This is a genomic window from Streptomyces sp. NPDC014995 (assembly GCF_043080745.1).
In the GTDB taxonomy this organism is placed as follows: Bacteria; Actinomycetota; Actinomycetes; order Streptomycetales; family Streptomycetaceae; genus Streptomyces.
The window spans coordinates 57447-81821 of sequence record NZ_JBIBVX010000021.1; the positions used below are offsets into that span (position 1 = coordinate 57447).

Genomic DNA, 24375 nt, shown 5'->3' on the forward strand with positions numbered 1-24375 from the left:
ACAGGCGGGGGTATCGGTGCGACCGTTGGGGAAGGACGATCCGCGGCAGATCGGCCCGTTCCGCATCATCGGGCTGCTCGGGGGCGGCGGCATGGGACGGGTCTACCTGGGCCGTGCCACGGACGGCCGCACGGTAGCGGTCAAGACCGCGCGGGCCGAACTCGCCGACGACCGCGGTTTCCGCACCCGTTTCGCCCGTGAGGTGGCCGCGGCCCGGCGGGTGGGCGGCCCGTTCGTCGCCCCGGTCGTCGACGCCGCGCCCCACGACGACGTGCCCTGGATGGCGACCGACTACGTGCCGGGTATCTCGCTGACCGACGCCGTGCACGACCACGGACCGCTGCCCGAGCACACCGTGCTGCTCCTGACGGCAGGCCTGCTGCACGCCCTGACGGCGGTGCACGCCCAGGGCCTGGTGCACCGCGACCTCAAGCCGTCGAACGTCCTCCTCACCGCCGACGGCCCCCGTGTCATCGACTTCGGCATCGCGTACTCCGCCGCGCACACCGCCCTGACCACGACCGGCACCGCCCTCGGCACACCCGGCTTCATGGCCCCCGAACAACTGGTCATGTCGGGCCCCGACGTCACGGCCGCGACGGACGTCTTCGCCCTCGGCGGCGTGATCGTGTTCGCGGCGACCGGCGTCGGCCCGTACGGGACCGCCGAACCGCACGCCCTCATGTACCGCACCGTCCACGAGGAGCCGCGCCTCGACGGACTCCCCGGCAGTCTGCGGGAGTTGGCGGCGTCCTGCCTCGCCAAGGACCCCGGGCTGAGGCCCACGCCGGCCGCCCTCCTCGCCCGTGCGGACACACCGGACCGGTACGGCGACTGGCTGCCACGCCCCGTCGCCCTGGAGCTGCGCCGCCTGTCCGACCGGCTCGCCGACCCCAGATCCGCCCACGCCCTCACCGCGCGCCCCACCCCCGACGGGTCCCCGGCCGTGCCCGACGCCCTCCTGCCGGCCGGTACGACCGCGGTCACCCCACCGTCCGGGCCGCCGTCCGCGGCCGCACCACCGCCGGGCGCCCCCGCACACACCCCGCCCGGCGCGCCGCCCACCCCCTCGAAGTCGGCTGCCCGGGGCCCGAGCAGGCGCCGTGTCCTCACCGCGCTCGCCGCGGTCGGGACCGTCGCCGGCGGCGGAACGCTCGCCCGCGCCCTGCTCCCCGACGACACGGGCGACGACAACGGCGGCGGCACCGCGGGCGCCACTTCCACGAGCCGGAGCCCGTCGCCCGGGGCGCTGTACGCCCGGCTGCCGCGGGGGATACGAGAGAAGGGCGCCATCGTCGTGGGCTCGGACCTCGCCTACGCGCCCATGGAGTTCCTGCGCGACGGCGAACCGACGGGCGCCGACGTCGACCTCGCGCAGGCCCTCGGCGGCGTGCTGGGCGTACGCGTCGACATCCGCAACGCCGCCTTCGACACGCTCCTCGCCGGCCTGGCCGCGAGCCGCTTCGACCTGGTCGTCTCGGCGATGACCGACAACGAGGACCGCCGGGAGGGACGCGTGCACGGCACGAAGACCGGCAGCGGCGTCGACTTCGTCGACTACCTCAACGCCGGGCTCGCGCTCGTCGTCCGCAAGGGCAACCCGGAGGGCATCGACAAGCCCGGAGACCTGTCCGGCACGACGGTCGCGGTGCAGCGCGGCTCGACCGCCCACGCCTACCTCGACGACCTCGGCCGGGAGTTTCCCGACCCGCCGACGCCCAGAGAGTTCGACTCGCAGGAGGAGATCTACGCGGACGTGTCCGACGGCCGCTCCTCCGCCGGCCTCGACGACTTCCCCGTCGCGGCCCACACCGTCGCCACCCGCACCGGCGGCACCCCCCTCGAACTCACCGGCGCCCAACTCGACCCGCTGTCCTACGGGATCGCCGTCGCCAAGACGGCCCCGGCCCTGCGTGACGCCGTACGCCAGGCCCTCGACCGTCTCATCGCCGACGGCACGTACACCAAGATCCTCAGGAAGTGGCACATCGAGGACGGCGCGGTGACGCGAGCGGTCGTCAACGCGGGCCGGTAGACGGGTCCCGCGCACCGGACGCCGCCGGTGCGCGGGACCCGCGCGTCACGCCCGACTCCGCCCGCCCGCTACTCCTGGACGCCGCGCCGGCGCCGGACGAGGAACACCACGGCCGCGGCCACGACGAGGACCGCGGCGACGATGCCGGTCCAGGCGGTGGCGGACAACCCGCCGTCGTCGCCCTGCCGGCTCTCGGCCGCCTGCGGGGTGGGCGAGGCGGTCTCCCCCGCGGTCGGTGTCACCGTGGCGGAGGGGGTCGGCGACGCGCTGGGGGAGGGGCCGACGGTCCGCGCGCCGGGCGCGGCCGCCCTCAGCTTCAGCACGGGGGCCTCGTTCCCGTGGCCGTGACCGTGCTCGTCGCCGCCGGACCCGCCCAGTTCGATCCAGCGGTCGATCGTGCCGTCGCCGTAGGTCTGGAGCGTCTTGAACGCCAGCTCCTTCGCATCGGGCAACTGGCGGACGACGATCGAGTGCTCGGCGTTCTCGCCGACCTTCACGGCGGGGCCCTTGACGGTGTAGCCGTCGTCCTCGGCGGTGAACGTCCAGCCCGTGGGGCCCTCGCCGTACACCACGTCGGCGGGCTCGATGCCCTCGGGCAGGACCACCCGCAGCTGAGTGATGCCGGCCGTGGCGGACTCCGACTCGGCGACGAAGGTGATCTCGACGTTCTCCGCGAGGGCCTGGGCCCGGTCGGACTCGACCTCGACGTGGGCGGCGGCCGGAACGGCGGTGAGCAGGACGGCGGTCGTCGCGGCGGCCGCGGCGACGGTCAGACGCCGCGCGGCGCGCGGCAGGGTGATGCGGGACATGGGGGTCTCCAGGCACGGGGAAGGACGGGGCGGCCGTACGGCGATGCCGGACCGGCGCCCCGGCGGGGTCGGTCGACGCGAGCGTTCGGCGCCGGGGGAGGACCCCGCCGCACCACCGTGTGGGCGAGGACCGGCCCCGCGGCCGGCGGTCCGTCGCCCTCCGCCGTCAGCGGGCGTGGCGGCTTCCGTTCCCGGCAGACCGCCGGCTGCCCGGAGGCCGGGCGGCGGACGGCGGCCAGACGGGTGCGCAGCGCGTGGAGCGCAGCCGTCACTCCGTGGGTCAGCGTCCAGCACGCCGCGTCCGCCCGGTGCAGGAGGACCGCGACGAGGACGGCGACGAGGGCGTGGGCGACCGTCATGGCCAGCGAGTCGTGCACATGCCCGTGCCCGGGCCGGCCCGTGGGGACGTCGAGGACGCCGACGGCGTCGTGGACGTGTCCGCCGTGCGGGTGCGAGGACGTCGCCGTCGTGGGCCGGGGGCGCGCGGTGGACGTCAGCCACAGGTGCAGCGCGTACTGGGCGACGACGCCGAAGACGACGACCGTGACCAGACGGCGCGGGCGGCGCGTGCCGGCCAGCCCCAGTCCGAACAGGACGACGGCCGCGGCCGTGCCCGGCGCCCACGGCACCGGCCCCTCGGCGAGCAGATGGTGGGCGCTCATCCCCAACACCGTGCCGACGACGGCGAACACGGCGGCCCGCAGGACGGGCAGGGGCGCGCGGGGCGTCGTGACGGGCTGGTGCATGTCCCGCTCATCATGGGGCACGGCCCGGCCCGTCGGCAGGCAGGTCGGGGAAAGACGCCGACACGTCCCCGTCCGCACCCTTCGAGCGGTTCAGCCGTTTCGAGCCGGTTGGCGCGGACCCGGACCCTCGCGTACGACCGACCCCGCCGGATACCCGGATACCATGTCACAACATGACAAAACGACCAAGTGGCAGAGGGAGAGTGACGACCGAGGGGATTCGATGTCCCGCAGGCCGCGCGACCACTGCGCAGGGGCGTACCGTCCCCGTAGGGGCGCGGTCGGACGGCCGCACGCAGCCGTTCCGGCAGCCGCCCCCGTGACGCTGGAGGTGCCTCGTGACCAGCACCGGTGATCCGGCCACCGGCACCGAGGCACTGGATGCCGCGTTCGCGGAGACGGTGCGGCGCACCGGCGCGTCCATCGGTGCCCTGTATCTGCTCGCCCCGGACGAACAGGTCCTGTGTCTGGACGTGTTGTGCGGGGTGCCGGCCGGGATGGCCGATCCGTGGGCGAGGGTCGCGCTGGCGGCTCCGGCCCCGGTGGCCGAAGCGGTACGCGAGGACCGGTTGGTGTGGGTCGGAAGCCAGGGCCAGATGGCCCACTCCTATCCGCGGACGGCGATGGCGCTTCCCTACCCGCTGGCGATGGTCGCCGCGCCGGTCACCGGCAGCCGGCGGTGGGGAGCCCTGCTGCTGATGTGGCCGGCCACCCGACCGCCCTTCATGACCCGGCGCGAGCGGGGTCACATCGAGTCCAGCTGCCGGCGTCTGGCCCGGCTGATCGAGGACGCCGTCGAGCACGGCAAGCCCCCGCCCGGTGGCGAACGGCCCCGGGTCCTCGCCACGGGAACCGGTCACCGGCTCGCGAGCCCGGCGTTGGCCGCCGCCGACTTCGTCGAGCGACTCCCGGGCGGCAGCTGCGCCCTGGACCCGGAAGGACACTTCACCTACCTCAGCTCCGGTGCCTGCGTCCTGCTGGGCCGCACCGCCGGTCAGCTCCTGGGCACCCTGCCGTGGCAGTCCCTGCGCTGGCTGGACGACCCCACCTACGAGGACCGCTACCGTGCCGCCGTGATCGGCCGTGAGCCCGTCTCCTTCATCGCGTGCCGCCCACCGGACCAGTGGCTGGACTTCCACCTCTATCCCGACGCCAGCGGCATCAGCGTCCGCATCGTTCCCCTCGGTGCCGCGCCCCCGCCCGCACCGGCGCCCCGCCAGTCCTCGGGCACGTCCACCCCGGCCCGCGCCGGTCAGCTCTACCAGCTCACCCACCTGGCGGCCGCCCTGACCGAGGTCGTCGGCGTCCAGGACGTCATCAACCTGGTCGCCGACCAGATCCTGCCCGCCTTCGGCGCCGAGGGCCTGGTCCTGTCCATCGCCGACGGCGGACGGCTGCGGATCACCGGGTACCGCGGTTACACCCCCGAGGCCATCGAGCAGCTCGACGGCCTGCCCCTCGACACCTCCCTCACCCCGGCCGGGCAGGCCATCGGCAGCGGCATCCCCGCCTTCTTCTCCGACCCCGAGGAGATGCGGCGCATCTACCCGGACGCGCCCCTGACCAGCGGCAAGCAGGCCTGGGCCTTCCTGCCGCTGATCATCTCCGGGCGTCCCGTCGGCATCTGCGTGCTGTCCTACGACCACCCCCACGAGTTCCCGGCCGAGGAACGCGCCGTCATGGCGTCGCTCGCCGGGCTCGTCGCCCAGGCACTCGACCGCGCCCGTCTGTACGACGCCAAACACGAGCTCGCCCACGGCCTCCAGCAGGCGCTGCTCCCGCGCACCCTTCCCCGGGTCACCGGCCTGCGGGTCGCCGCCCGTTACCTGCCCGCCACCTGGGGGATGGACATCGGCGGAGACTTCTACGACGTGATCCGGCTCGGCGACACCGCCGCCGCGGCCGTCATCGGCGACGTCCAGGGCCACAACGTCGCCGCCGCCGCGCTGATGGGACAGGTCCGTACCGGTGTCCACGCGCACGCGACCCTCGGCACGAAGCCCGACCACGTCCTGTCCAGGACCAACCGCCTCCTCACCGATCTCGCCCCCGACCTGTTCACCAGCTGCCTCTACGCCCACCTCGACTTCGCCGGCGGGCGCGTGACCCTGGCCAGCGCCGGTCACCCGCCCCCGCTCCTGCGTCTCGCCGACGGCGACACCCGGCCCGTCGACGTGCCGCCCGGACCGCTGCTGGGCATCGACCCCGACGCCGTATACCCGGTGACGGAGATCCCGCTCACGCCGGGGCTGATGCTCGCCTTCTACACCGACGGCCTCATCGAGACCCCGGGGGTCGACCTCGACGACGCCATCTCCCGCCTCGCCGGCCACCTGGCACACGCCGACGACCGGGACCTCGACCGGCTCATCGACGACCTGCTGAGCAAGGCGGGCACGACCGGGCAGCGCACCGACGACATCGCACTCCTCGTCCTCCAGTACGTGCCGGGCGCCTGACGGGGGTTCGGGCGGCCGGGCCCGACCGAGCCGGTGGCCGGACCGAGAACGGCCCGAGCCTGGGCGCCGCCGTCCCGGCACCTCGGCCGCCGCCGGACACCCGCGCACGCCCACGGCGCCGGACGGCGGGACGGGGCGTCGACTCCGGGTGGAGGAGCACGCGGGGGTGCCCGCAGGCCGGCGGTCGGCGCGTGCCCCTTCACCCGCGGAACCGGGTCACCGCGGACGCGTCACGCGTCTCAGCGACGCGCCCCCGTACCCACCAGCTCGGGCAGCGGGTTGACGAGCCCGTCGCCCGGTGTCTGCCGCTGGGCGGAGGGCCCGGTCGGCCAGACCGCGGGGCAGTGGGTGCCCTTGCGGGGGGCCTTCAGGGTGATGAGGTAGGTGTCGATGGCGTCCCGTGCGCACGGGCTCAGCCAGTAGTCGCCGTGACCGACGCCGTCGTACGTGAGGAACACGGCCTCACGGCCGATCTGGCGGGCCGCGTTGGAGCCCCAGGAGTGCGGGGTGGCCACGTCGTAACGGCTGTTGGTCACCAGGATCGGCGGGGTGCCGTCGACACGGAGCCGGTGGGGCGGGTTGGTCACCTCGGTCGGCCAGTCCTGGCAACCCGTCAGGTCGGTCCACGCCAGCGAGCTGAGACGGGTGACGGGGGCGAGGCGGGCGAGTTGGCGCTCGAAGCGGGCGAGCGTGGCGTACGACGGCACGTCGAAGTCGTAGTCCTGGCACATCACCGGCAGGTACGCGAACTCCGTCGGCTCGCCCCGCGCCTTGAGGGACCGTGCGGCCGCGGGATCGGCGGCGTCGAGCTGGGCGAGTTCCTCGGCGAACCGGAACCAGGTGAACGGGTCGTACATGTAGCCGAAGGCGAGGCCCTGGATGTCCTGGGGGGTGACCGTGTAGGGCGGCTCGCCCGGGAGGACCAGCTCGCCGGCGTCGGCGCGCCGGTAGAGCGAGTCGAAGAGGGCGCGGGCGTCACGGTCGTGGAGCGCGCAGGACGGAGTGCGGGCGCACCAGTCGGCGAACTGGCCGTACGACTCCTCCATCGCGACCGTCTCGGTCTTCTGGTAGGCCCACCGGTCGAGGCTGTGGTCCATGTTCGAGTCGAGGGTCATCGCGCGGACGCGGTGCGGATAGCGCTCGGCGTACTGCTGGCCGATGCCGGTGCCGTAGGAGACGCCGTAGTAGCTGATCCGCTTCTCGCCGAGGCCGACGCGGATCGCCTCCATGTCGCGGATGACGCTCGCGGTGTCCATGTGCCCGACGAGCGGGCCGGTGAGGTCGCGGCAGTTCTCGCCGAGCGCGCGGTTCGCCTCGCGGAGGGCCGCGAAGGAGGCGGCACTGTCCGGGTAGAGCAGCGCGGCCTGCGCGGACACCCGGTCCTCGTCGCACAGCACCGGGTTGCTCAGGCCCACGCCACGCGGGTCGAAGCCGACTATGTCGAAACGCTCGAGCAGTTCGGGCGAGAAGGCGTCGGGGGCGCTGAACGCGAAGCCCACCCCGGAGCCGCCCGGCCCACCGGGGTTGATGAGCAGCGAGCCGATGCGGCGCTCGGGGTCGGTGGCCGGGTGCCGGGTGAGCGCCAGATCGATGGTGGCGCCCCGCGGCCGCTTCCAGTCCACGGGCACCTCGAGGGTGGCGCACTCGAAGCCGCCCTCACCCGAGGGCGACGCACAGGGTTCCCAGGCCATGCGCCCGGGGGACGGGGTGTCGGTCGCGGGCGCGGCGACCGCGGGACCGGTGAGTAACTGTCCGAACAACGCGGTGACCAGGGCCCCGAGGGCCAGTCTCCGGCGCCCCTTGGAGCGCGTGGCCGGTGGGGGGTTGGAAGGCAAGGATGTTCCTCCATGCGTCAGGGTTCACAGACGGAACACAGCATGGTGTGAAGATCCTTGTGGGACAAGGATGGTGATGGTCAGTCAGGTTTTTCCGGGACGTCGTTCCTCGCGGTTCCCGTGGCGAAACGGGCCGGATGTCGGGTGGAGGTGTTCGGCCGTGGGACGCCCGCCCGGGCGAAGCGGGGAGTGATGCGGTGACGGCGGAGCCGATCGCGCAACCGCGACCGGTCGAGGCCACCGCGCTCACGCCGGGCGGAGCCGGTCGAGAACGGCGGGGTGGCCTGGGGGACCTGCCGGCCCCCGGAGCTCCGGGGCTCGCGCCTGCGGCTCGCGCCTGCGGCTCGCGCCTGCGGTCCCCGCCGGTTGTTCCCGCCCGTGATCCCCGCCGGTGGCTCGCCCCTGCGGCTCCCGCCGGTGATCCCTGCCGGAGGCTTCCCCTGTGGTCCCCGCCTGTGGCTCACGCCTGTGGTCCCCGCCTGTGGTCCCCGCCTGTGGTCCCCGCCTGTGGTCCGCGCCTGTGGCTCACGCCTGTGGCTCACGCCTGTGGCTCACGCCTGTGGCTCACGCCTGTGGCTCACGCCTGTGGCTCACGCCTGCGGCTCACGCCTGCGGCTCACGCCTTTGGTCCCCGCCTGCGGCTCACGCCGGTGATCCCTGCCGGTGGCTCCCCCCTGCGGCCCGCACCCGTGGCCCCACGCCCGTGGCCTCCACCTGCCGCCCCGCCCGTGGCCGGCCTTCACCTGCGGCCCCGCCCGTGCCCCCTGCCTGCAACCCCGCCCGTGGCCCGCACCCGTCCGCGGCCCCCATCCCCCATCCCTCGCCGCCGCACGACTGCCCGTGGCACGACCTCCCCCGGAAAGCCCCCCGGGAAGGGGCCGGACGGGTCAGGCCCGCCCGTGTGCCTCCTGTGAGCGTCGGGAGAGGGAGTCGATGACGACCGCGGCGAAGAGGACCCCGCCCGTGATGACGAACTGGAGGGCGGCGGGTGTGTCCGTGATCGCCATGCCCGAGGCGATCGACTGGATCACCAGCATGCCGAGCACCGCGGACCAGGTCGTACCGCGCCCGCCGAACAGGCTGGTGCCGCCGATCACGGCCGCCGCGATCGCGTTGAGCAGCAGGACGCCGGAGCCCGAGTTCTGGCTCACCGAGGTGATGCGCGAGGCCAGGAACAGGCCGCCGACCGCGGCCATGGTGCCCGAGACCGCGAGCACCGCGGTCCGTACGCGGATCACGCTGAGGCTGGCGCGACGGGCCGCCTCGACGCTGCCGCCGAGTGCGTAGACCTGCCGCCCGTAGTGCGTGTGCCGGAGCACGATGTCGAGGCCCGCCACCACCACCAGGAAGATCAGGAGGGCGAGCGGCAGCCCCTGGAACCGGTTGAGCAGATACGCGGTGGCGAAGGCGATCACCGCGACCACCCCCGTGCGGAACGCGATGGCCCGGAGCGAGCGGTGCGGCATGCCCACGGCCTTGCGGCGCTGCCGGTCCTGGTGGGAGACGAGGAAGACCAGGCCCGCACCGACCGCCGCCACGCCGTAGGCGACGCCGTCGTGGGTGAAGTGGTAGCTGGTCAACCGGGCGACCAGCCCGTTCTCCTCGAGGTTGATCGTGCCGCTGGTCCCGAGGATGGACAGCATGAGGCCGTTCCAGGTCAGCAGCCCCGCGAGCGTGACGACGAACGCCGGCACCCGGGTCTTGGCGAAGGAGTAGCCCTGGACGGTTCCCGCCACGGTGCCGGCGAGCACCCCCATGACGAGGGCGAGCCACTCCGGCACCCCGTGGTTCACGTTCAGGACGGCGAAGACGGCCGCCGCGAGGCCGCTGATCGAGCCGACGGACAGATCGAGCTCCCCGAGCAGCAGCACGAAGACGATGCCGACCGCGATCAGCCCCGTGCCCACGATGTCCACGCTGAGATTGGACAGGTTCCGGGGGGAGAGGAAGTTCTCGTTGAGGGACTGGAAGATGATCCAGACCACGGCCAGGACGAGGACGACGGGGAGCGAGCCCAGTTCACCGGCGCTCAGCCTGCGCCGGAAGGCGGCGACGCCGTCCTCCACCGCCCGCATGACGGCCAACCCGCGCCGCGGCCGGCGCTCCTCGGGTTCGGGCGTGACGGGTTCGGCCTGAGCGGTGTCCGCCTTGCCACGCGTCCCTTTCACCACGCCGCCTCCTGGGGGGCCGACCGGCGCGGCACGTTCTCCGTGGCGCCGGTGATCGAGGAGATGATCTGTTCCTGGGACGCGGTGTTCACGTCGAAGAAGCCGTTGTTGCGACCGAGCCGCAGCACGGCAGCCCGGTCCGCGAGAGCCTTGACGTCCCCCATGTTGTGACTGATGAGCAGCACTCCCAGACCCCGGTCGCGCAGCCGGTCGACGAGGTCCAGGACCTCGGTGGTCTGCTTGATCCCCAGAGCCGCCGTCGGCTCGTCCAGGAGGAGGACCCGTGGGTCGCCCAGGAGCGAGCGGGCGATGGCGACCGTCTGCCGCTGCCCGCTGGACAGGGAGACGACGGGGGCGCGCAGATCGGGGAGGTCCCGGGTCAGGCGCTCCAGCAGCTGCCTGGTGCGGCGCTCCATCTCCATCTCGTCGAGGAACCCGAACCGGCGGATCTCCCGCCCCAGGAACAGGTTGCCGACGACGTCGAGGTTTCCGCACAGGGCGAGATCCTGGTAGACGGTGGCGATGCCGAGATCCCGGGCGTCGTGGGGGCGCTTGATGTGGACCGGCCGGCCCTCCCACTCGACGGCTCCCTTGTCGGCGGGGGCGACACCGGAGATCACTTTGACCAGGGTGGACTTGCCGGCCCCGTTGTCGCCCAGCAGGGCGACGACCTGTCCGGCGTGGATCTCCAGCTCGATGTCCTTGAGCACCTCGACGACGCCGAAGCGCTTGCACACCCCGTGGAGCGCCAGCAAGGGGGTAGCCGGCACGGAAACCACTCTCCTTCCCGGGTCCGGATCCGGTGGCGCCCGCCCGTCAGGTGAGTCCGGCCCTGCTGCACGCGGCCCCGAGCCGGGCCGGGCAGATCTGCTGAACGGTGTAGAGGCCGTCCTTCACCAAGGTCTCCTTGATGTTGTCGACGGTCACGGACAGGGGAGTCAGCATGAGGGCGGGAACGGTCCTCCCGCCGCGCGTCCTCACGGTGTCCGTGGCCACCCGGTCGAGACTCTCGCCGCGGGCCGCGGCCACGGCCATGGCGGCGCCGCCGGACGCCTCGGGGGCGAAGGGCTTGTAGACGGTCATGTACTGATCGCCGCTGACGATGCGCTGCACGGCGCCCAGCTCGGCGTCCTGCCCGGTGACGGGGGGCAGCGGGTCGACCTTGTTCGCTCGGAGGGCGGAGATGCTGCCCGCGGCGAGGCCGTCGTTGGCGGCGTACACCCCGTGGATGTTGCCTGCGCCGAGAGCGGAGATCGCGCCCGACATGTTCATGTTCGCGGCCTCCGCCCTCCACTGGAGGGTGTCGTACGCTTTGCCGATCTTCACGCGGCCCGTGAGGACGGACAGCGCGCCCTTCTTGAACGAGACCGCGTTGGGGTCACTGGGATCCCCGTTCATCATCACGATCTGCCCGTCCGCCACCTTCTCACCCATGCCCTTCAGCAGGGCCCTGCCCTGGAGCCGGCCGACCTCCTCGCCGTCGTAGGAGACGTAGCCCGAGATCGGCCCCTCGGAGAGCCGGTCGTAGGCGATGACCGGGATGCCCGCCTCGTCCGCCTTCCTGACCTCGGCGCCGAGCGATCTGGCGTCCACGGCCACGAGCACGATGGCGTCGAGCCCCTTGGTGATCATCGAGTTCATCTGCTGCTGCTGGAGGGCCAAGTCGCCCTTCGCGTTGGTGTGCTCGACCTCGCAGTCGCCGCACAGCTCCTTGATCTCCTTCTCGAGCAGGGGCCGGTCGTGGGTCTCCCAGCGGGCCGTGGTGGCGTCCGGCAGCAGCAGACCGATCTTCGGTGCGTCTCCCCCGCCGGAGTCGGTCCCGGTGTTCTCCCCGCAGGCCGCCAGGGCGACGGTCGTCGAGATCGCGGTCACGGCCAGGGCCGCGCCCCGTATGCAGGCCCTCATGCGAAAGACCTCCCTTCGACCGGCCTCCGGCGCGAGGCCCGGGCGTCCTGACGGGCGAGGTCGGCGCGGGGTGCGGACGCGGGCGCGGCGGGGGCGCGGAGTGGCGTCGAGGACGCGTGTGCGGGACGGTGGGGCCGTACCGGCGGCAGCCGGCGGGGCGCGGGGGCGGAGGCGGCCGGGGTGATCCGGATGGCCACGTCGGCGTGGACGGGCTGGCGCGGCTGCGGCGCTCGTGGAGCAGCCGACAGACGACGACGCGGGCGCCGACCGTCCGCCTGGAACGCACCGCGCGGAAGCGGCAAGACGGCCACGTCGTCAGTGTGACACCGGCCACGGCGATCGGCGAACGCAGTACAGCCACCCGATCTGTCCACTTGGTCCGTGTATGCGATTCTGGTGGGTGGGTGCCGGATCTCCACCTGTCGACACCCGCTGCCTGTACGGGGAGGTAGGTCGCGGACATGCCTCATGACGGCCGTGCCCGTGCCGGACTCTCGGAGCCGCCGGCTCCCGGGGCCGGCGCCGCAGACACGGGGGCACCCCCTCCGGCGCCCGAGTCCACCGCGAGCGAGCGGGCCCTGGTCTTCGCCGGAGCGGTGCTGGCCGCCGTCTACGTGCCCGACCGGGGGAGCGGAGAGCTCCGGCTGGTCGAAACGGCCGGACGCACCCCGTCGGCGTACGGCCTGCCGGAACGTCTGTCCCTGTCGGGCCGTTCACCCGCGGCCCACGCCTTCCGTACGAACCGGCCCCTGTGGCTGAACTCCGCGGCCCTCGCCGCCTACGGCGAGGGCGTGCCGACGCCGCCGCGGTCCGACGTGTCGCTCGCCGCGCTGCCGCTCGGCACGGAGGGCGGACAACTGGGCTGCCTCGTCGTCGCGGGGACCGACGCGCAGGGCTTCGAGGACGAGCGACGGCGCTTCCTGGAGCGGTACGCCGACGCGGTCGCGGGAGTGCTGCACCTCGGGGCCGGCCGCCCCGGGCCGTCGTCGCTCCTCGGCCCCGCCCTGCGGAAGCTGGGCGTCGGCTCGTTCGTCCTGGTGCCGGACATCGGCCTGGTTGAGGCGGACGAGACCCTGCTCGAACTGGTCGGCATCACGCCGGACTCCTTCGACGGCAAGGCGGAAACCCTGCTCGCGCACGCCCTGCCGGAGGACATGCACGCGCTGATGTCGGTCCTGGAACCGACCACCCAGACGTTCGGCCGGCGGGAACTGGACTTCCGTGTCCGCTGCCCCACGGGCGAGACGCGCTGGCTGAGCCTGTGGTGCCAGGTGGTGACGGGCGCCGACGACCTGTCGGAGCGGGTGCTGGGGGTGATGACGGCGGCCTCGGTCCTGCGCCGCGGCGCCGGCGACGTCTCCAGGATCCAGTGGCTGACCGCCGAGCTCGACGAGGCCATGACCGTCCCGGCCGTCGGCCGCATCGTGGTGACCGCGCTGCGGGACCAGCTGGGCGCCGACCGGGTGGTGCTCGCCGAGGCGCAGGGCGACCGGCTCACGGTCAGCGTGCTCGACCCGCCGGACCCCGCCGCGTGGCCGGAGCCATGGCGTGCCGCGTGGCGCCCGGAGCGGCCCGGCCTACCGGTCGGCGCCCTGCCCGTCCTGCGGACGGCCCTGCGGGACGGCCGGATCGATCTGTGGCCGCCCGGGACGGCGCTCGAACCCGGTCTCGCGGGTGTCGGCACCGGCGGTCTGGCCCTCCTGCCGCTTCCCGCCAAGGGCCGGGTCGTCGGCGTGTGCCTGGTCGGCTGGGACCAGGCGCACGAGTTCGTCTCCGAGGAGCGGTCCTTCCTGACCGCCGTCGCGGCGCTCGTCGGACAGGCCCTCACGCGTGCGCACGCGCACGACGCGGAGGAGGAACTCGCGACGATGCTCCAGCGCAGTCTGCTGCCCCGGCGGCTGCCCGAACTGCCCGGCGGGACGGCCGTCGCCCGCTATCTGCCCGCGCGGCAGGGTCTCCAGGTGGGCGGTGACTGGTACGACGCCATCGCGCTCACCGAGGACCGCGTGGCGCTGGTCATCGGCGACGTCCAGGGACACAGTGCCGCAGCCGCGACGATCATGGGCCAGATGCGTACGGCGGTCAGGGCGTACGCGGTGGAGGGCCACCCGCCGGACGTGGTCATCTCGCACGCCAACCGGCTGCTGGTCGGGATGGAGACCGACCTGTTCGCCACCTGCTGCTACGCCGAGGTGGACATGGAGGAGGGCACCATCCTGTTCGTCCGGGCCGGGCACCTCTCACCGCTGGTCCGCCATCCCGACGGCAGCACCGAGGAGGTGCAGGTGGAGGGCGGGCCCCCGCTGGGCGTGCTCGCGGAGTCCGAGTTCCCCATGACCACGTTCGCCCTGGCCCCCGGGACGGTGCTCGTCCTGGTCACCGACGGCCTGGTCGAGGCCTCCGACCTGCCCCTGGACGAGGGCATGCACCGCACGCGCGCCGCGCTCGCGGCGGCCGAACCGGCGGACCCCGGGCGGATGGCCGACGCGCTGCTGGGTGACGTCGGCCGCCGCGAGGACGACGTGGCGCTGTTGCTGCTGCGCTACGACGGCATGAAGACCCGGCCGATCAAGGCCGGCTGGGCGGTGTGGCGGCTGCCGGACGCGGTCATGCACGCCCGCCGTTTCACCGCGCGCACGCTGCGCCGGTGGCAGGTCGAGGACACGGCCGACGCGGTGCTGCTGGTCGTGTCCGAACTCGTCACCAACGCCCTGGTGCACACCCAGGGCCCGGTCCGCATCGACCTGATGCTCCGCGGGGACCGGGTCCGCGTCTGTGTGAGCGACTCCTCGCCGCGCGCGCCCGCCAAGCCGGTGATCGTGGACTGGGAGTCGACCGGCGGACGAGGCCTGCTGCTGGTCGAGGCGATGTCGGACGCCTTCGGCTCGGTGCCGGTGGCCGGCGGCAAGCAGGTGTGGAGCGAGATCGTCGTGCCCCGGCGCGAGCCGGCTCCCGCGGACCCGGCGCACCTGACGCCCTCAGGAGGGCCGCCATGAGAGCCCGTACGCGACACCTCACGGCGGCACTCCTCGCCGCCCTCATGGCGATGTCCCTGGCCTCCTGCGCGGGCGAGGAATCCGGGGACACGGACGGCTTCACCGTCGGCCTGCTCCTCCCCAGCCGGGCGATCCCGCGGTGGGAGCACTCCGACAAGCCCCTGATCGAGAAGCGTCTGAAGCAGCTCTGCCACCGCTGCACCATGGAGTACGCCAACGCCGAGAACGACGCGGCGCGGCAGCGCCAGCAGATGGTCTCCATGATCACCAAAGGGGTCCGGGTGCTGATCCTGGACGCCGCCGACACCAGGGCGCTGCGCTCCTCGATCCAGGAGGCGCGCAGGGCGGACGTCCCCGTCGTCGCCTACGACCGGCTCGCCGAGGGCCCGATCTCGGGCTACGTCAGTTTCGACGGCGCCCAGGTCGGCCGGCTCCAGGGCGAGGCCCTGCTGAAAGCCATGGGGGACAAGGCCGACACCGGGAACGTCGTCATGATGAACGGCGATCCGACGAGCCCCAACGCGGCGTGGTACCGGAACGGGGCGCTGTCCGTCATCAAGGGCAAGGTGAGGATCGGCCGGTCCTACGACACCCGGGGCTGGAGCGCGGACAACGCCCACGCCAACATGTCCGCGGCCATCGCCGCCCTGGGCCCGGACCGGATCCAGGGCGTCCTCGCCGCCAACGACGCGATAGCCGCGGGCGTCATCGCCGCCCTCAAGAGCGCCGGCGTCAAGGAACTGCCGCCCGTCACCGGCCAGGACGCCGACCTCGACGCCGTACGGCGCATCGTCAAGGGCGAGCAGTACATGACGGTCCACAAGTCCTTCGAGGAAGAAGCCGCCGCGGCCGCCGCCATGGCCGTCGCCCTGGGGCGCGGCGAGGACATCCGCGACACCGCCACCACGACGACCGACAGCCCGACCACCCAGGACATCCCGTCCGTCCTGCTCACCCCCACCGCGGTGACGCTCGACACCATCGAGGAGACCCTCGTCAAGGACGGGGTGTACACCGTCGGCCAGATCTGCACCCCGGCGCTGCGGTCCGCCTGCGAGAAGGCCGGGCTCGGCCGGTAGCGGAAGATCCGGACCGCGGACCCCCGTCGTCACTCACCGTTCGTACGCTGTGGCGCTGTGTTGCGGGGTCGGGTGCCCGGTGCGACCGTGGACCGGGGGAAACGCCGACGCCCGCGGGACAGCCGCGCGGACGTCGGCCCGACGCACCGGCACACGGCCGAGCCGCGCGCCCGCAGTCCGGGCGCCTGCCCCCGCCGCGCCGGCGCGGGTCCACCAACCGGGGGACGTACACAGAAAGCGGGAAACCCAGATGGCGAACGCACCCATGGACAGACGTGCCTTCGGCGAGCACCCCGACCGACCCAACGGCCACGTCACGGGCCACGGCACGGAGTACACCGGGCGGTATGTCGTCCTGTTCGACATGAACAACCAGGAGAGCGGACTGAACGCACTGCGCTCCGCCGCCGGCATATCGACCGTCGAACGCGTCCGCGGAACCGAGATCACCAACGTGGCCGAACTCCTCCAGCGCCCCGACGTGTCCGTGCTCTTCGAGGAACTCGCCGCCGCCGTCGTCGAGGTACGCCCCGAGCAGCGCCACGCTCTCGTGACCACGGCGGAGACGGAACCCTCGATCATCGCGGCGGAGCCGGAGCGCCTGGTCTACGCCTCGCCGATCACCGCCCCCCAGCAGGCCCCGACCGAGTTCTTCCCGGCCTACCGCAGCGACGAGGAAGTGGTCGCCCGCCAGAGCAGGGCCGAAGCCGCCGCGGTCCTGGGCCCGGCCTGGGACGAACAGCACACGACCTGGGGCCTCCAGGCGATCAGGGCCAACCTCTCCGGCATGACCGGCCGCGGAGTGAAGATCGCCGTCCTCGACACGGGCGTGGACACCGACCACCCGGACCTCGTCGGGTGCCTGGAGGAGACGATGTCCTTCGTGCTCGGCGAGACCGTGGAGGACACCTTCGGCCACGGCACGCACTGCATCGGCACCGCCGCCGGGCCGGCCCAGCCCCAGCACGGGCCCCGCTACGGTGTGGCACCCGAGGCCCGCATACTCGCCGGGAAGGTGCTCGACAACAGCGGCACTGGCACCGACGGCCAGATCCTGGCGGGCATGGCCTGGGCGGTCTCGCGGGGCGCACGGGTGATCTCCATGTCGCTCGGCGCCCCGGTCCAGCCGGGTGAGCTCTTCCCGCAGACGTACGAGATCCTGGCCCGGCGTGCGCTCGAGCGGGGCACGGTGATCGTCGCCGCGGCGGGCAACGAGAGCCGGCGTCCCAGGGTCATCATGCCCGTCGGCCGCCCCGCCAACTGCCCCTCCATCCTCGCCGTGGGCGCCCTCGACAAGGCGCTGACGACGGCGTTCTTCTCCTGCCGTGGCATCAACGGCCAGGGCGGCGAGGTCGACATCGCCGCGCCGGGCGTCGCCGTGCGCTCGGCCGTCCCCGGCGGCGGGTACGACACGAAGATGGGCACCAGCATGGCCACGCCGCACGTCGCGGGTGTCCTCGCCCTGCTGGCCCAGGCGAACCCCAACGCCTCCGCGGCCGACCTGAAGGCCGCTCTGCTGTCCAGTGCGTTCCCGCTGCCGCAGCCCACCAGCGACGTGGGCTCGGGTCTGCTCCAGGCTCCGTGAGCGGGTCGTCCCGGTCCGAGCCGGTCGGGGTCATCCTCGCGGTCGACCCCGACCGGTTCGCGGAAGTGGTCGAGGCGCTGCGGCGGGCCGGGTTGACGGTCACGGGCGAGCAGCAGGTCCTCGGTACGCTCTCCGGCACCGTCGCGGAGGACCGGATACCGGTCCTGCGGGCCGTCGACGGCGTCGAAGCGGTCGATCGGGAGCGCACCGTCCGGCTGCCCCCGCCCGATTCCCCGATCCAGTGACCTCGCCGATCCTCCTTCCGGTGGACACCCCGGTCCGGCTCAGCCGCCGAGGCGCCCGCCGATCGACCGGGCCACCTCGGCGTGGGCGAGGTACTCCACGATGTGGTGGGCCCGGTCACGGGCGTTGAGGACGGCGAGGTCGGTCGGCCCGTCCGCCCAGTCGTCGCCGAGCGGGCACCCGATGGCCACCGCATCGGTCGGGCACCAGGCGTTGAGCCAGTCCGCCACCTTGTCCGGACGCTTGGGCCCGCCGACCAGGAGTCTGCTGTACACGCTGTCCAGGCCGAGCGGGCTCCCCGCCGTGGTCAGGTGGACGAACTGCACACCGGGGGACAGGCGCGTGATGAGGTCCATGCCGACGACCGAGCCGAGGCTGTGACCGACGAGGACCACCTCCCCCGCCTCCGGCATCGTCTCCAGCACGCGGTCCAGGACCTCGTCCCGGACGCGTCGGTCGTCGAGGTACGCGGCCACGTCACGCAGGACCAGGGCGATGGCCCACGCGTCGAGATCGCTCCGGGCGGCCAGCCAGCTCAACTGCCGTTGCAGCGCCCCCACCACGCCGCTCAGGCCGATCCGTTCGGTGGCCAGCTGCCTCTCGTGCGGCATGTTCCACTTGGTGGCCGCCTCGCCGACGATCTCCTCGTACACCGCACGGGCGGAGGGAGTGACGGGCGCGACCACCTCCGCCGCCGTGGCGGTCGGAGCCTCGACGACGCGGGGGACGGCCTCGTGCTCGGCGAGGGACCGCACCAGGGTGTCGCCGTAGTACGGGAACCACACGTCCGCCGGGTCGACCGTGGGGAGCCCCGCGCGCACGAGCCCCTGATTGAGTCCGGCCGCCCATTCGCGGCGCAGGCGCTCCGGGTCCTTGCCCTCCTGGGAGCGGCCGTGCAGGAACACCAGGTGCCGGTGGCCGCCGAACGCGCCGTCCCGGGCGCGCAGCCCCGCACGCGCCGCCGCCGCCTCGGCGGCCGGGCGCGGCGCGGCGGCGGGAGCCGGGGCCGCCACCGGACTGACGACGGTGGCCGGGGCCGCCACCACCGGACTTAGGAGGGAAGCCGGGGCCGGCCCCGGTGCCACGGCGGCCTCCGCGAGGCCCAACTGGGCCTCCGGGCCCATCTCGGCCAGCAGCAGACGCTCGCGGGAGGTGAGCGGCAGGGCGGCGAGGTGCTTCAGGAGGGAGCTGACGCGTACGCCCTCGTTGGCCACCCAGTCGATGGCGTCGTCGCCGTCACCGTGCTGCCAGACCCGTCCGTCGCGGCGCAGGACGCGGCCCTGGTCGTCGGTCCGCGGCACACCGCTGTGATGGAGCGCGACGACCTCCCACTGGTCGTTGAAGACCGGGGAACCCGAGTTGCCCGGCTCGGTGTCCGTCCGGTAGTGGACGAAGTCGTCGAGGCGCACCAGGGCGACGTTGTCGCGTACGGCGATCTCCTTCAGCCGCCCCATCGGGTGACCGATGACGTTGACCGGCTCGCCGATCACCAGCTTTCCCGTCTGGGCGCTGAGCCGGTTCCAGCCGAACGTGTCCCCCGGAGGCCGCCCGTCCGGGCCGGGGGCGACCCGCACCAGGGCGAAGTCCAGGCGCTCGTCCGCCACGAAGAACCCGTCGGGATCGAACTCCAGCCGCGTCGGCGCCTGCGGCACGTTGTCCACGGACACCTGGGCCTCGAACTCCACGAAGCACTGCCGGGCGGCCTCCGCGTCGGTGAGCACGTGGTGGTTGGTCAGCAGCAGGTTCGGCGACACCAGGAAGCCGGTGCCGATCGGCAGTTCGCGGCCGTTCTCCCGCACCGAGATCCGGGCCACGGTACGCGCCGCCCGGGCGCCGCGCGGCAGGAAGCTCCAGGCCTGCAACTCCTTGGACGCCCCGAGGATGCGCTCGTACGCGGCCGGCGCGCTCAGCGGTTCGGCACGGACGGCCTCCACCACCATGGCGGCCGGCACCGCGTGCCGGTCGAGCAGACGGGCCGCGCGCGCCGCGAGCGCCTCCTGCGAGTCCGGGAAGGTGACCCCGGCGTCCCGCTGCCGCTCGACCGCCCGCCGCTCGTCGCTGGTCTCGCCGTACCGCTCGGCGGCCGCCGCGAGCTGGCGCTCCCGCTCGTCGCGGGACCTCTCCGTCGTAGCCATGTCACGTCACCGTCCCTCCGCGGTGCGCCACGGCACGAAGGCGTTCGACAGACCGGCGAGGGCCGTGCGCAGCTCCGGGTGGTGGCGCAGCAGCACGGTGATCATGCTGTTGTCGTCGATCCACGCCATACCGGCCTTGGAGTACACCTCGGGGGTGTAGTACTCGGTGAAGAAGCGGTCGCTGTTGAGCCGGCGCGAGGCCATCAGGATGAAGATGCGGAACGCCGTGTCGCTGAAGGCGAATCCGGCCGGCAGCTTCTCCGCGAACAGCCCGACCATGAGGTCGACCTTCTCGATGTCGCCCTCGTAGAGCTGCTCGATCTGCTCGGCCCACGCCCGGTTCTCCGTCAGTTCCAGGAAGTTCTTCGCGGGCTTCAGCCGCAGCAGCCGCCGGAACTCGTTGTAGCGGGGGACGCCCAGCTCCCGGGAGCGCAGGATGTCGGTGGCGGCGAGGTCCTGCAGATGCCCGTCCGGACGCTCGAACTCCTGGAGGAACCGGGGGAAGTTGTGCAGGGTGACCAGTCCGGGGTGGAGCGTGCCGAAGCTGTAGAGCAGATCGGCCATGTCGGTGGTCTCCAGGACCTTCAGCGCCCCGGGGCCCGAGATGTCACGCAGGGAGCAGTGGCGCAGCGTCCCGTCGTCGGCGAAGGAGCGCAGGTGCCACTCGTCGCGGACGAGCGGATGCATCCGGTAGACGGCCACGAACTCCTCGGTGAGGGCGTACGGGACGCCGTAGTGGTCCGTCGCGCCGCCGGGGATGCCGCTGATCACCTCGCTGTCGCTGATCCGGCCGAAGAGGTTGTGGACGCGTTCGCCCGCGATGCCCCACCAGTTGGCGCGCAGCGCCTTGACGGTGGTGGGGTGGCTGATCACGGCCGGGGTCCACTCCACGGTGTGGATCTTGGCGAGGAGCGCGGCGTTGACGAGCCGGGCCCGCTGGAACAGCTCCTCGTCGCCCCAGGACGGGTACGCGCCGTGCAGGTGGTCGCAGATCGCGTTGTGCTCCCGCGCGAACAGGTCGTGCATCATGGCGAGGCCGAGCCAGAAGCCGGGGATGCGGGAGGGGTCCCGGGAGGGGTCCGAGGGGACCGGGGACTGCTCGTCGTCCCACAGGTGCAGTTTGCCCAGCTCACCGGTGCGCATCTGGCGCTGCTCGGTCTCGTTCGTCCCGTAGATCTGGGAGGCGTCCCACCAGTGGGAGGACACGTTGACGCGTGTGTCGGGCGTCCCGGCGGGTGCCTGCGGGTCGCGGGTCGGGTCGTCCGGTGTCCGCATGATCCGCATGGGATGTTCCGGCCATGGATCGTCGTCCATGAGGGGTACCTCCCACGGCTGTTCCGTGGGGCTGGTCCCGTGGCTGAACCAGTCGCGGACCATGAACTGGAGCCAGGCGGTGACCAGGGAGTTGACCGATTCGGCCGGGATGAGCTCGTCACGGGTGAGCAGGGCGCGGCTCACCTCGCGCGGGTTCGGCCGGGACAGCACCTCCTCGGGGGTGGCCGGAGCGATCCGGTCCAGCGGGATGTTCCGCCCGAAGCGGGTGCCCGCCATGCCCATCCGCGGTTCGGTGAGGTCGTTGTGGCTGCCGTCGGCGGTCCGGTTGACCTTGTGGCTCTCGGAAGGGGGCGCGGGCTCGGGCAGACCGGCCGACGGCAGGCGGCCGGTGTCGTGGAGGTTCTTCTGGCGCAGCCTGATGCGCAGTCCGAGCAGCGTCAGCAGCCCCGGGACGACGGGCAGTCTGTCCCAGCCGATACGCCGGTCCGCCCACTGGGCGACGGCGGTGACGATCCGCCAGGGCAGTGACGTACGGTATCCGGCCGGGGAACTCGGCGCGGCGCGTCGTTGCTTGCTCATCGCGATGCTCCTTGGGCAGAGAGGATCACGTCGCTCGCCTTCTCACTGATCATGTAAATGGGGGTGGCGACGAAGAATCCGGGAATGCGGGGAAAGACCGAGGCGTCGACGATCCGCAGGCGGTCCACCCCGCGCACCCGGAAGTCGCTGTCGACGACGGCCGAGGGATCGTCCGCCCGCCCCATGCGGCAGGTGCAGGACGCGTGGTGGCCCCAGGCCTCGTCCTGCACGAAACGGCGGAGGTTCTCGTGGCCGTGGACCTCCTCACCGGGCCACAGCTCCTCGAGGATCGCGGAGCCGGCCCTGCGGTTCATCCCGCGCACGAACTCCACGGCGTCGGCCATCGCCTCGAGGTCGACGTCGTCCTTGTCCGTGCCCTCGGCGAAGTAGTGGAAGTTCACCAGCGGGGTGTCACGGGGGTCGGCGGAGCGCAGCCGCACCCGGCCCCCGGTGTTGTGCGTACGGCTCTTGAGGATGGCCCAGGTGAAGCGGTCCCGATGGCGTGTCAGGTCCTGCGAGTAGCCGGGGTAGTAGCCCCGGAAGTCGAAGGGGCCGCCGAAGATGAACAGGTCGGGAGCGTCGAGCGACGGGCGGGACTTGCGGGTGACGCCGACGACGGCACCGTTGGTCGTGTACAGGCCCTCACCGCGCCGCCAGGCCCGGTAACAGCGGTCCGGTTCCGCGCCCGGCCGCGGCGCGTGGAAGTCGCAGTCCCGGACGACCGGGAACTCGCGGTCCATCCGGCTGACCACACCGACCTCGTACCGGTCCTGGAGGTGGGCGCCCACGCCCTGGAGGTCGACCCGTACGGGGATGCCGTGCCGTTGCAGCTCCGCACGCGGTCCGATGCCCGACAGCATCAGCAACTGGGGCGTGTTGAAGGCCCCCGCGGCCAGGATCACCTCACGGGAGGCCAGCACCCTGCGCGGCACGGGCGGCCCGGTGGCCTGCCCGCTCGCCGGATCGGCCCGGTAGGCGTGCGCCCCGTCCAGGTAGTCGACGCCGACCGCCGCTCCGCTCCCGTCCAGCACGACCCGGGCCGCCAGGGCGTGCGTACGGACCACCAGGGTGCCCGGATGACTTCGCTGGACCGCCTGCACGCGCTCGCGTACGGCGCTGCGCCGGCCGTTCGCCGTGGACAGCGGGATCTGCCACAGCCCTTGCAGAGCCCGTGTCTGCACCCGCCAGTCGTTGGGATCGACGAAGGCGCCGAACCCCTCCAGCGGGGACAGCGGCCGGTCGAGGAGGTCGGCGAGCGCGTCCTCCGCGGCGGACAGGATGACCTTCAGCAACTGCTTGTCCTGCACGACCAGTTCGGGGTCGGCGAGCGCGGTCGGCAGCCAGCCGTCGAACCCGTGCCGCGCGTCGTTGCGGTACCGGGCGGCCGTGAGGGGCAGGGCCTTCAGCAGCGCGGCCAGCAACGGGTTGGCGGGCGGCTCCTTGGGCCGCGGCCGGTACGTACAGCGCTCCAGCCGCTCGAAGTAGCGGCGCATGGCCGTGCTGTGCCACGTCGTGTCGCCGGTCTCCTCCGCGATCGCGTCCCAGTCCCGGTTGTACGGGTAGACGGTGATCAACGCGTGGTGCGCGGTACAGCCGCCCACCGTCCCGGCGCGCGGGTAGAGGATGCCCCGGTCGGGGACGAGCTTGCTGTCGCGGCGGTGCTGCCGCTCGTCGGCGTAGTGTCGTACGAAGTAGTTCCAGCACTGGACGGGGTCCTCGGAGGCGTCCGGGTGGAAGGCGGGAACCAGGTAGTTGTCGTTCTCGGTGGCACCACCCGCGTCGAGCAGCAGGGTGCGCCGGCCCGCGGCGGCGAGGTTGGCCGCCAGCGGCCCGCCTCCCGCACCGGCACCGACGACGACGTAGTCGAAACCCGTCTCGGCCGGGGGAGCGGTACCGGGCTCCGCCGTCACTTGCGCTTCCCCTTGGGGGAGTTGTCGAGCGAGACACCGGCGGCCGCGGCCAGGGCGGTGTTGGTGGCCGAGATCAGCGTGGTCAGCACGGCGGTGCGCGGGGGGAGCCGGCCGCGCAGGCCGAGCATGGCCGCCGTCGCCGTGTCACTGCCGTGGATCAGCAGGCCCTCGCGCAGGTCCTCCCTCAGCCGCTCGTCGCGGTTGGTCAGCAGGTCGAGGCCGAGCAGGATCGTACGGATCCCGAAGAGCCGGAAGGCGTAGACGGCCGCCGGACTGAGCGGTTCACGCTCGGGATCGAGACGCCGGATGAGCATGTCCGGGGCGAGCAGTCCGGTGGCCCCGTTGAAGATGCGGATTCCGGCGAGCGCGTAGAGCGACGCGGGGCGGGTGACGGCACGGTGCCTGGCCATCGTGTCTCCTGAAGGTGGAGTGAAGTGTGCGGCGACGGGAACTCCTGCCGAACCTCCCGACAAGGGAGACGAAGCTCACGAAACCCCCCTGGAAGCACTCCAACCACCAGGTTATGGGAACAACTTCCCTGCTGCACCTCGAGAACCCGGTCGCCGGTGAGGAAGCGGGCGAGCCGGTCGGCGCCGATGGTCGCCTCGTGGTTGAG

16 protein-coding genes are annotated in these 24375 nt (G+C 73.0%); 6 read left to right on the forward strand and 10 right to left on the reverse strand.

Annotation, left to right across the window (positions count from 1 at the left end; all coding sequences use genetic code 11):
* Nucleotides 1-16 precede the first annotated feature (16 nt).
* Nucleotides 17-2035: a transporter substrate-binding domain-containing protein gene (locus tag ACF1A1_RS33860; protein ID WP_392005115.1), complete on the forward strand. Its 2019-nt coding sequence runs from the start codon at nucleotides 17-19 to the stop codon at nucleotides 2033-2035.
* A gap of 68 nt (nucleotides 2036-2103) precedes the next feature.
* Here ACF1A1_RS33860 and ACF1A1_RS33865 read toward each other — a convergent pair whose 3' ends face one another.
* Together ACF1A1_RS33865 and ACF1A1_RS33870 are read right to left on the reverse strand one after the other, a co-directional pair.
* Nucleotides 2104-2844 (reverse strand): DUF1775 domain-containing protein, encoded by a 741-nt coding sequence (locus tag ACF1A1_RS33865; protein WP_392005117.1) that lies wholly within the window; start codon nucleotides 2842-2844, stop codon nucleotides 2104-2106.
* A complete protein-coding gene (locus ACF1A1_RS33870; RefSeq protein WP_392005119.1) occupies nucleotides 2805-3590 on the reverse strand; it encodes a hypothetical protein in 786 nt (261 codons plus the stop codon). Before ACF1A1_RS33870 ends, ACF1A1_RS33865 begins: the two co-directional genes overlap by 40 nt.
* A gap of 338 nt (nucleotides 3591-3928) precedes the next feature.
* Between ACF1A1_RS33870 and ACF1A1_RS33875 the strand changes: the two genes are divergently transcribed.
* On the forward strand, nucleotides 3929-6049 hold the full coding sequence (locus tag ACF1A1_RS33875; protein ID WP_392005121.1) for a SpoIIE family protein phosphatase: 2121 nt from the start codon (nucleotides 3929-3931) through the stop codon (nucleotides 6047-6049).
* 239 nt (nucleotides 6050-6288) lie between these two features.
* Here ACF1A1_RS33875 and ACF1A1_RS33880 read toward each other — a convergent pair whose 3' ends face one another.
* The 4 genes from ACF1A1_RS33880 to ACF1A1_RS33895 form a co-directional block, all read right to left on the reverse strand.
* A complete protein-coding gene (locus ACF1A1_RS33880) occupies nucleotides 6289-7884 on the reverse strand; it encodes an alpha/beta hydrolase (protein ID WP_392005123.1) in 1596 nt (531 codons plus the stop codon).
* Between the two features lie 887 nt (nucleotides 7885-8771).
* Nucleotides 8772-9959 carry a sugar ABC transporter permease gene (locus tag ACF1A1_RS33885; RefSeq protein WP_392005308.1) on the reverse strand — a complete coding sequence of 396 codons (1188 nt, stop codon included), beginning with the start codon at nucleotides 9957-9959 and terminating at the stop codon, nucleotides 8772-8774.
* 89 nt (nucleotides 9960-10048) lie between these two features.
* A complete protein-coding gene (locus ACF1A1_RS33890) occupies nucleotides 10049-10831 on the reverse strand; it encodes an ATP-binding cassette domain-containing protein (protein ID WP_392005125.1) in 783 nt (260 codons plus the stop codon).
* 37 nt (nucleotides 10832-10868) lie between these two features.
* On the reverse strand, nucleotides 10869-11957 hold the full coding sequence (locus tag ACF1A1_RS33895) for a substrate-binding domain-containing protein (protein ID WP_392005127.1): 1089 nt from the start codon (nucleotides 11955-11957) through the stop codon (nucleotides 10869-10871).
* A 461-nt stretch (nucleotides 11958-12418) separates the two neighbouring features.
* On the opposite strand from ACF1A1_RS33895, the gene ACF1A1_RS33900 reads away from it, so the two are divergent.
* The 4 genes from ACF1A1_RS33900 to ACF1A1_RS33915 all read left to right on the forward strand — a co-directional run bounded on the left by ACF1A1_RS33900 (nucleotide 12419) and on the right by ACF1A1_RS33915 (nucleotide 17862).
* Nucleotides 12419-14953: a SpoIIE family protein phosphatase gene (locus ACF1A1_RS33900; RefSeq protein ID WP_392005129.1), complete on the forward strand. Its 2535-nt coding sequence runs from the start codon at nucleotides 12419-12421 to the stop codon at nucleotides 14951-14953.
* A complete protein-coding gene (locus ACF1A1_RS33905; protein WP_392005131.1) occupies nucleotides 14950-16032 on the forward strand; it encodes a sugar ABC transporter substrate-binding protein in 1083 nt (360 codons plus the stop codon). The genes ACF1A1_RS33900 and ACF1A1_RS33905 overlap by 4 nt, the downstream gene beginning before the upstream one ends.
* Nucleotides 16033-16282: 250 nt before the next feature.
* Complete coding sequence (locus ACF1A1_RS33910; RefSeq protein WP_392005133.1) at nucleotides 16283-17617, forward strand: S8 family serine peptidase; 1335 nt, start codon at nucleotides 16283-16285, stop codon at nucleotides 17615-17617.
* The gene (locus ACF1A1_RS33915) at nucleotides 17614-17862 is read left to right on the forward strand and encodes a hypothetical protein (RefSeq protein ID WP_392005135.1); all 249 of its coding nucleotides are present in this window, start codon (nucleotides 17614-17616) and stop codon (nucleotides 17860-17862) included. The genes ACF1A1_RS33910 and ACF1A1_RS33915 overlap by 4 nt, the downstream gene beginning before the upstream one ends.
* A 39-nt stretch (nucleotides 17863-17901) precedes the next feature.
* Here the strand turns inward: ACF1A1_RS33915 and ACF1A1_RS33920 are convergent, their stop codons facing one another.
* The 4 genes from ACF1A1_RS33920 to ACF1A1_RS33935 are packed head-to-tail and all read right to left on the reverse strand — an operon-like array spanning nucleotide 17902 to nucleotide 24169.
* On the reverse strand, nucleotides 17902-19995 hold the full coding sequence (locus tag ACF1A1_RS33920; RefSeq protein ID WP_392005137.1) for a trypsin-like serine peptidase: 2094 nt from the start codon (nucleotides 19993-19995) through the stop codon (nucleotides 17902-17904).
* A 6-nt stretch (nucleotides 19996-20001) separates the two neighbouring features.
* Entirely contained in the window at nucleotides 20002-21849 is a 1848-nt protein-coding gene (locus ACF1A1_RS33925; protein WP_392005139.1) for a peroxidase family protein, read from the reverse strand.
* The gene (locus ACF1A1_RS33930; RefSeq protein ID WP_392005141.1) at nucleotides 21846-23759 is read right to left on the reverse strand and encodes a GMC family oxidoreductase; all 1914 of its coding nucleotides are present in this window, start codon (nucleotides 23757-23759) and stop codon (nucleotides 21846-21848) included. Before ACF1A1_RS33930 ends, ACF1A1_RS33925 begins: the two co-directional genes overlap by 4 nt.
* Nucleotides 23756-24169: a hypothetical protein gene (locus ACF1A1_RS33935; RefSeq protein ID WP_392005143.1), complete on the reverse strand. Its 414-nt coding sequence runs from the start codon at nucleotides 24167-24169 to the stop codon at nucleotides 23756-23758. The genes ACF1A1_RS33930 and ACF1A1_RS33935 overlap by 4 nt, the downstream gene beginning before the upstream one ends.
* Nucleotides 24170-24375: the final 206 nt, after the last annotated feature.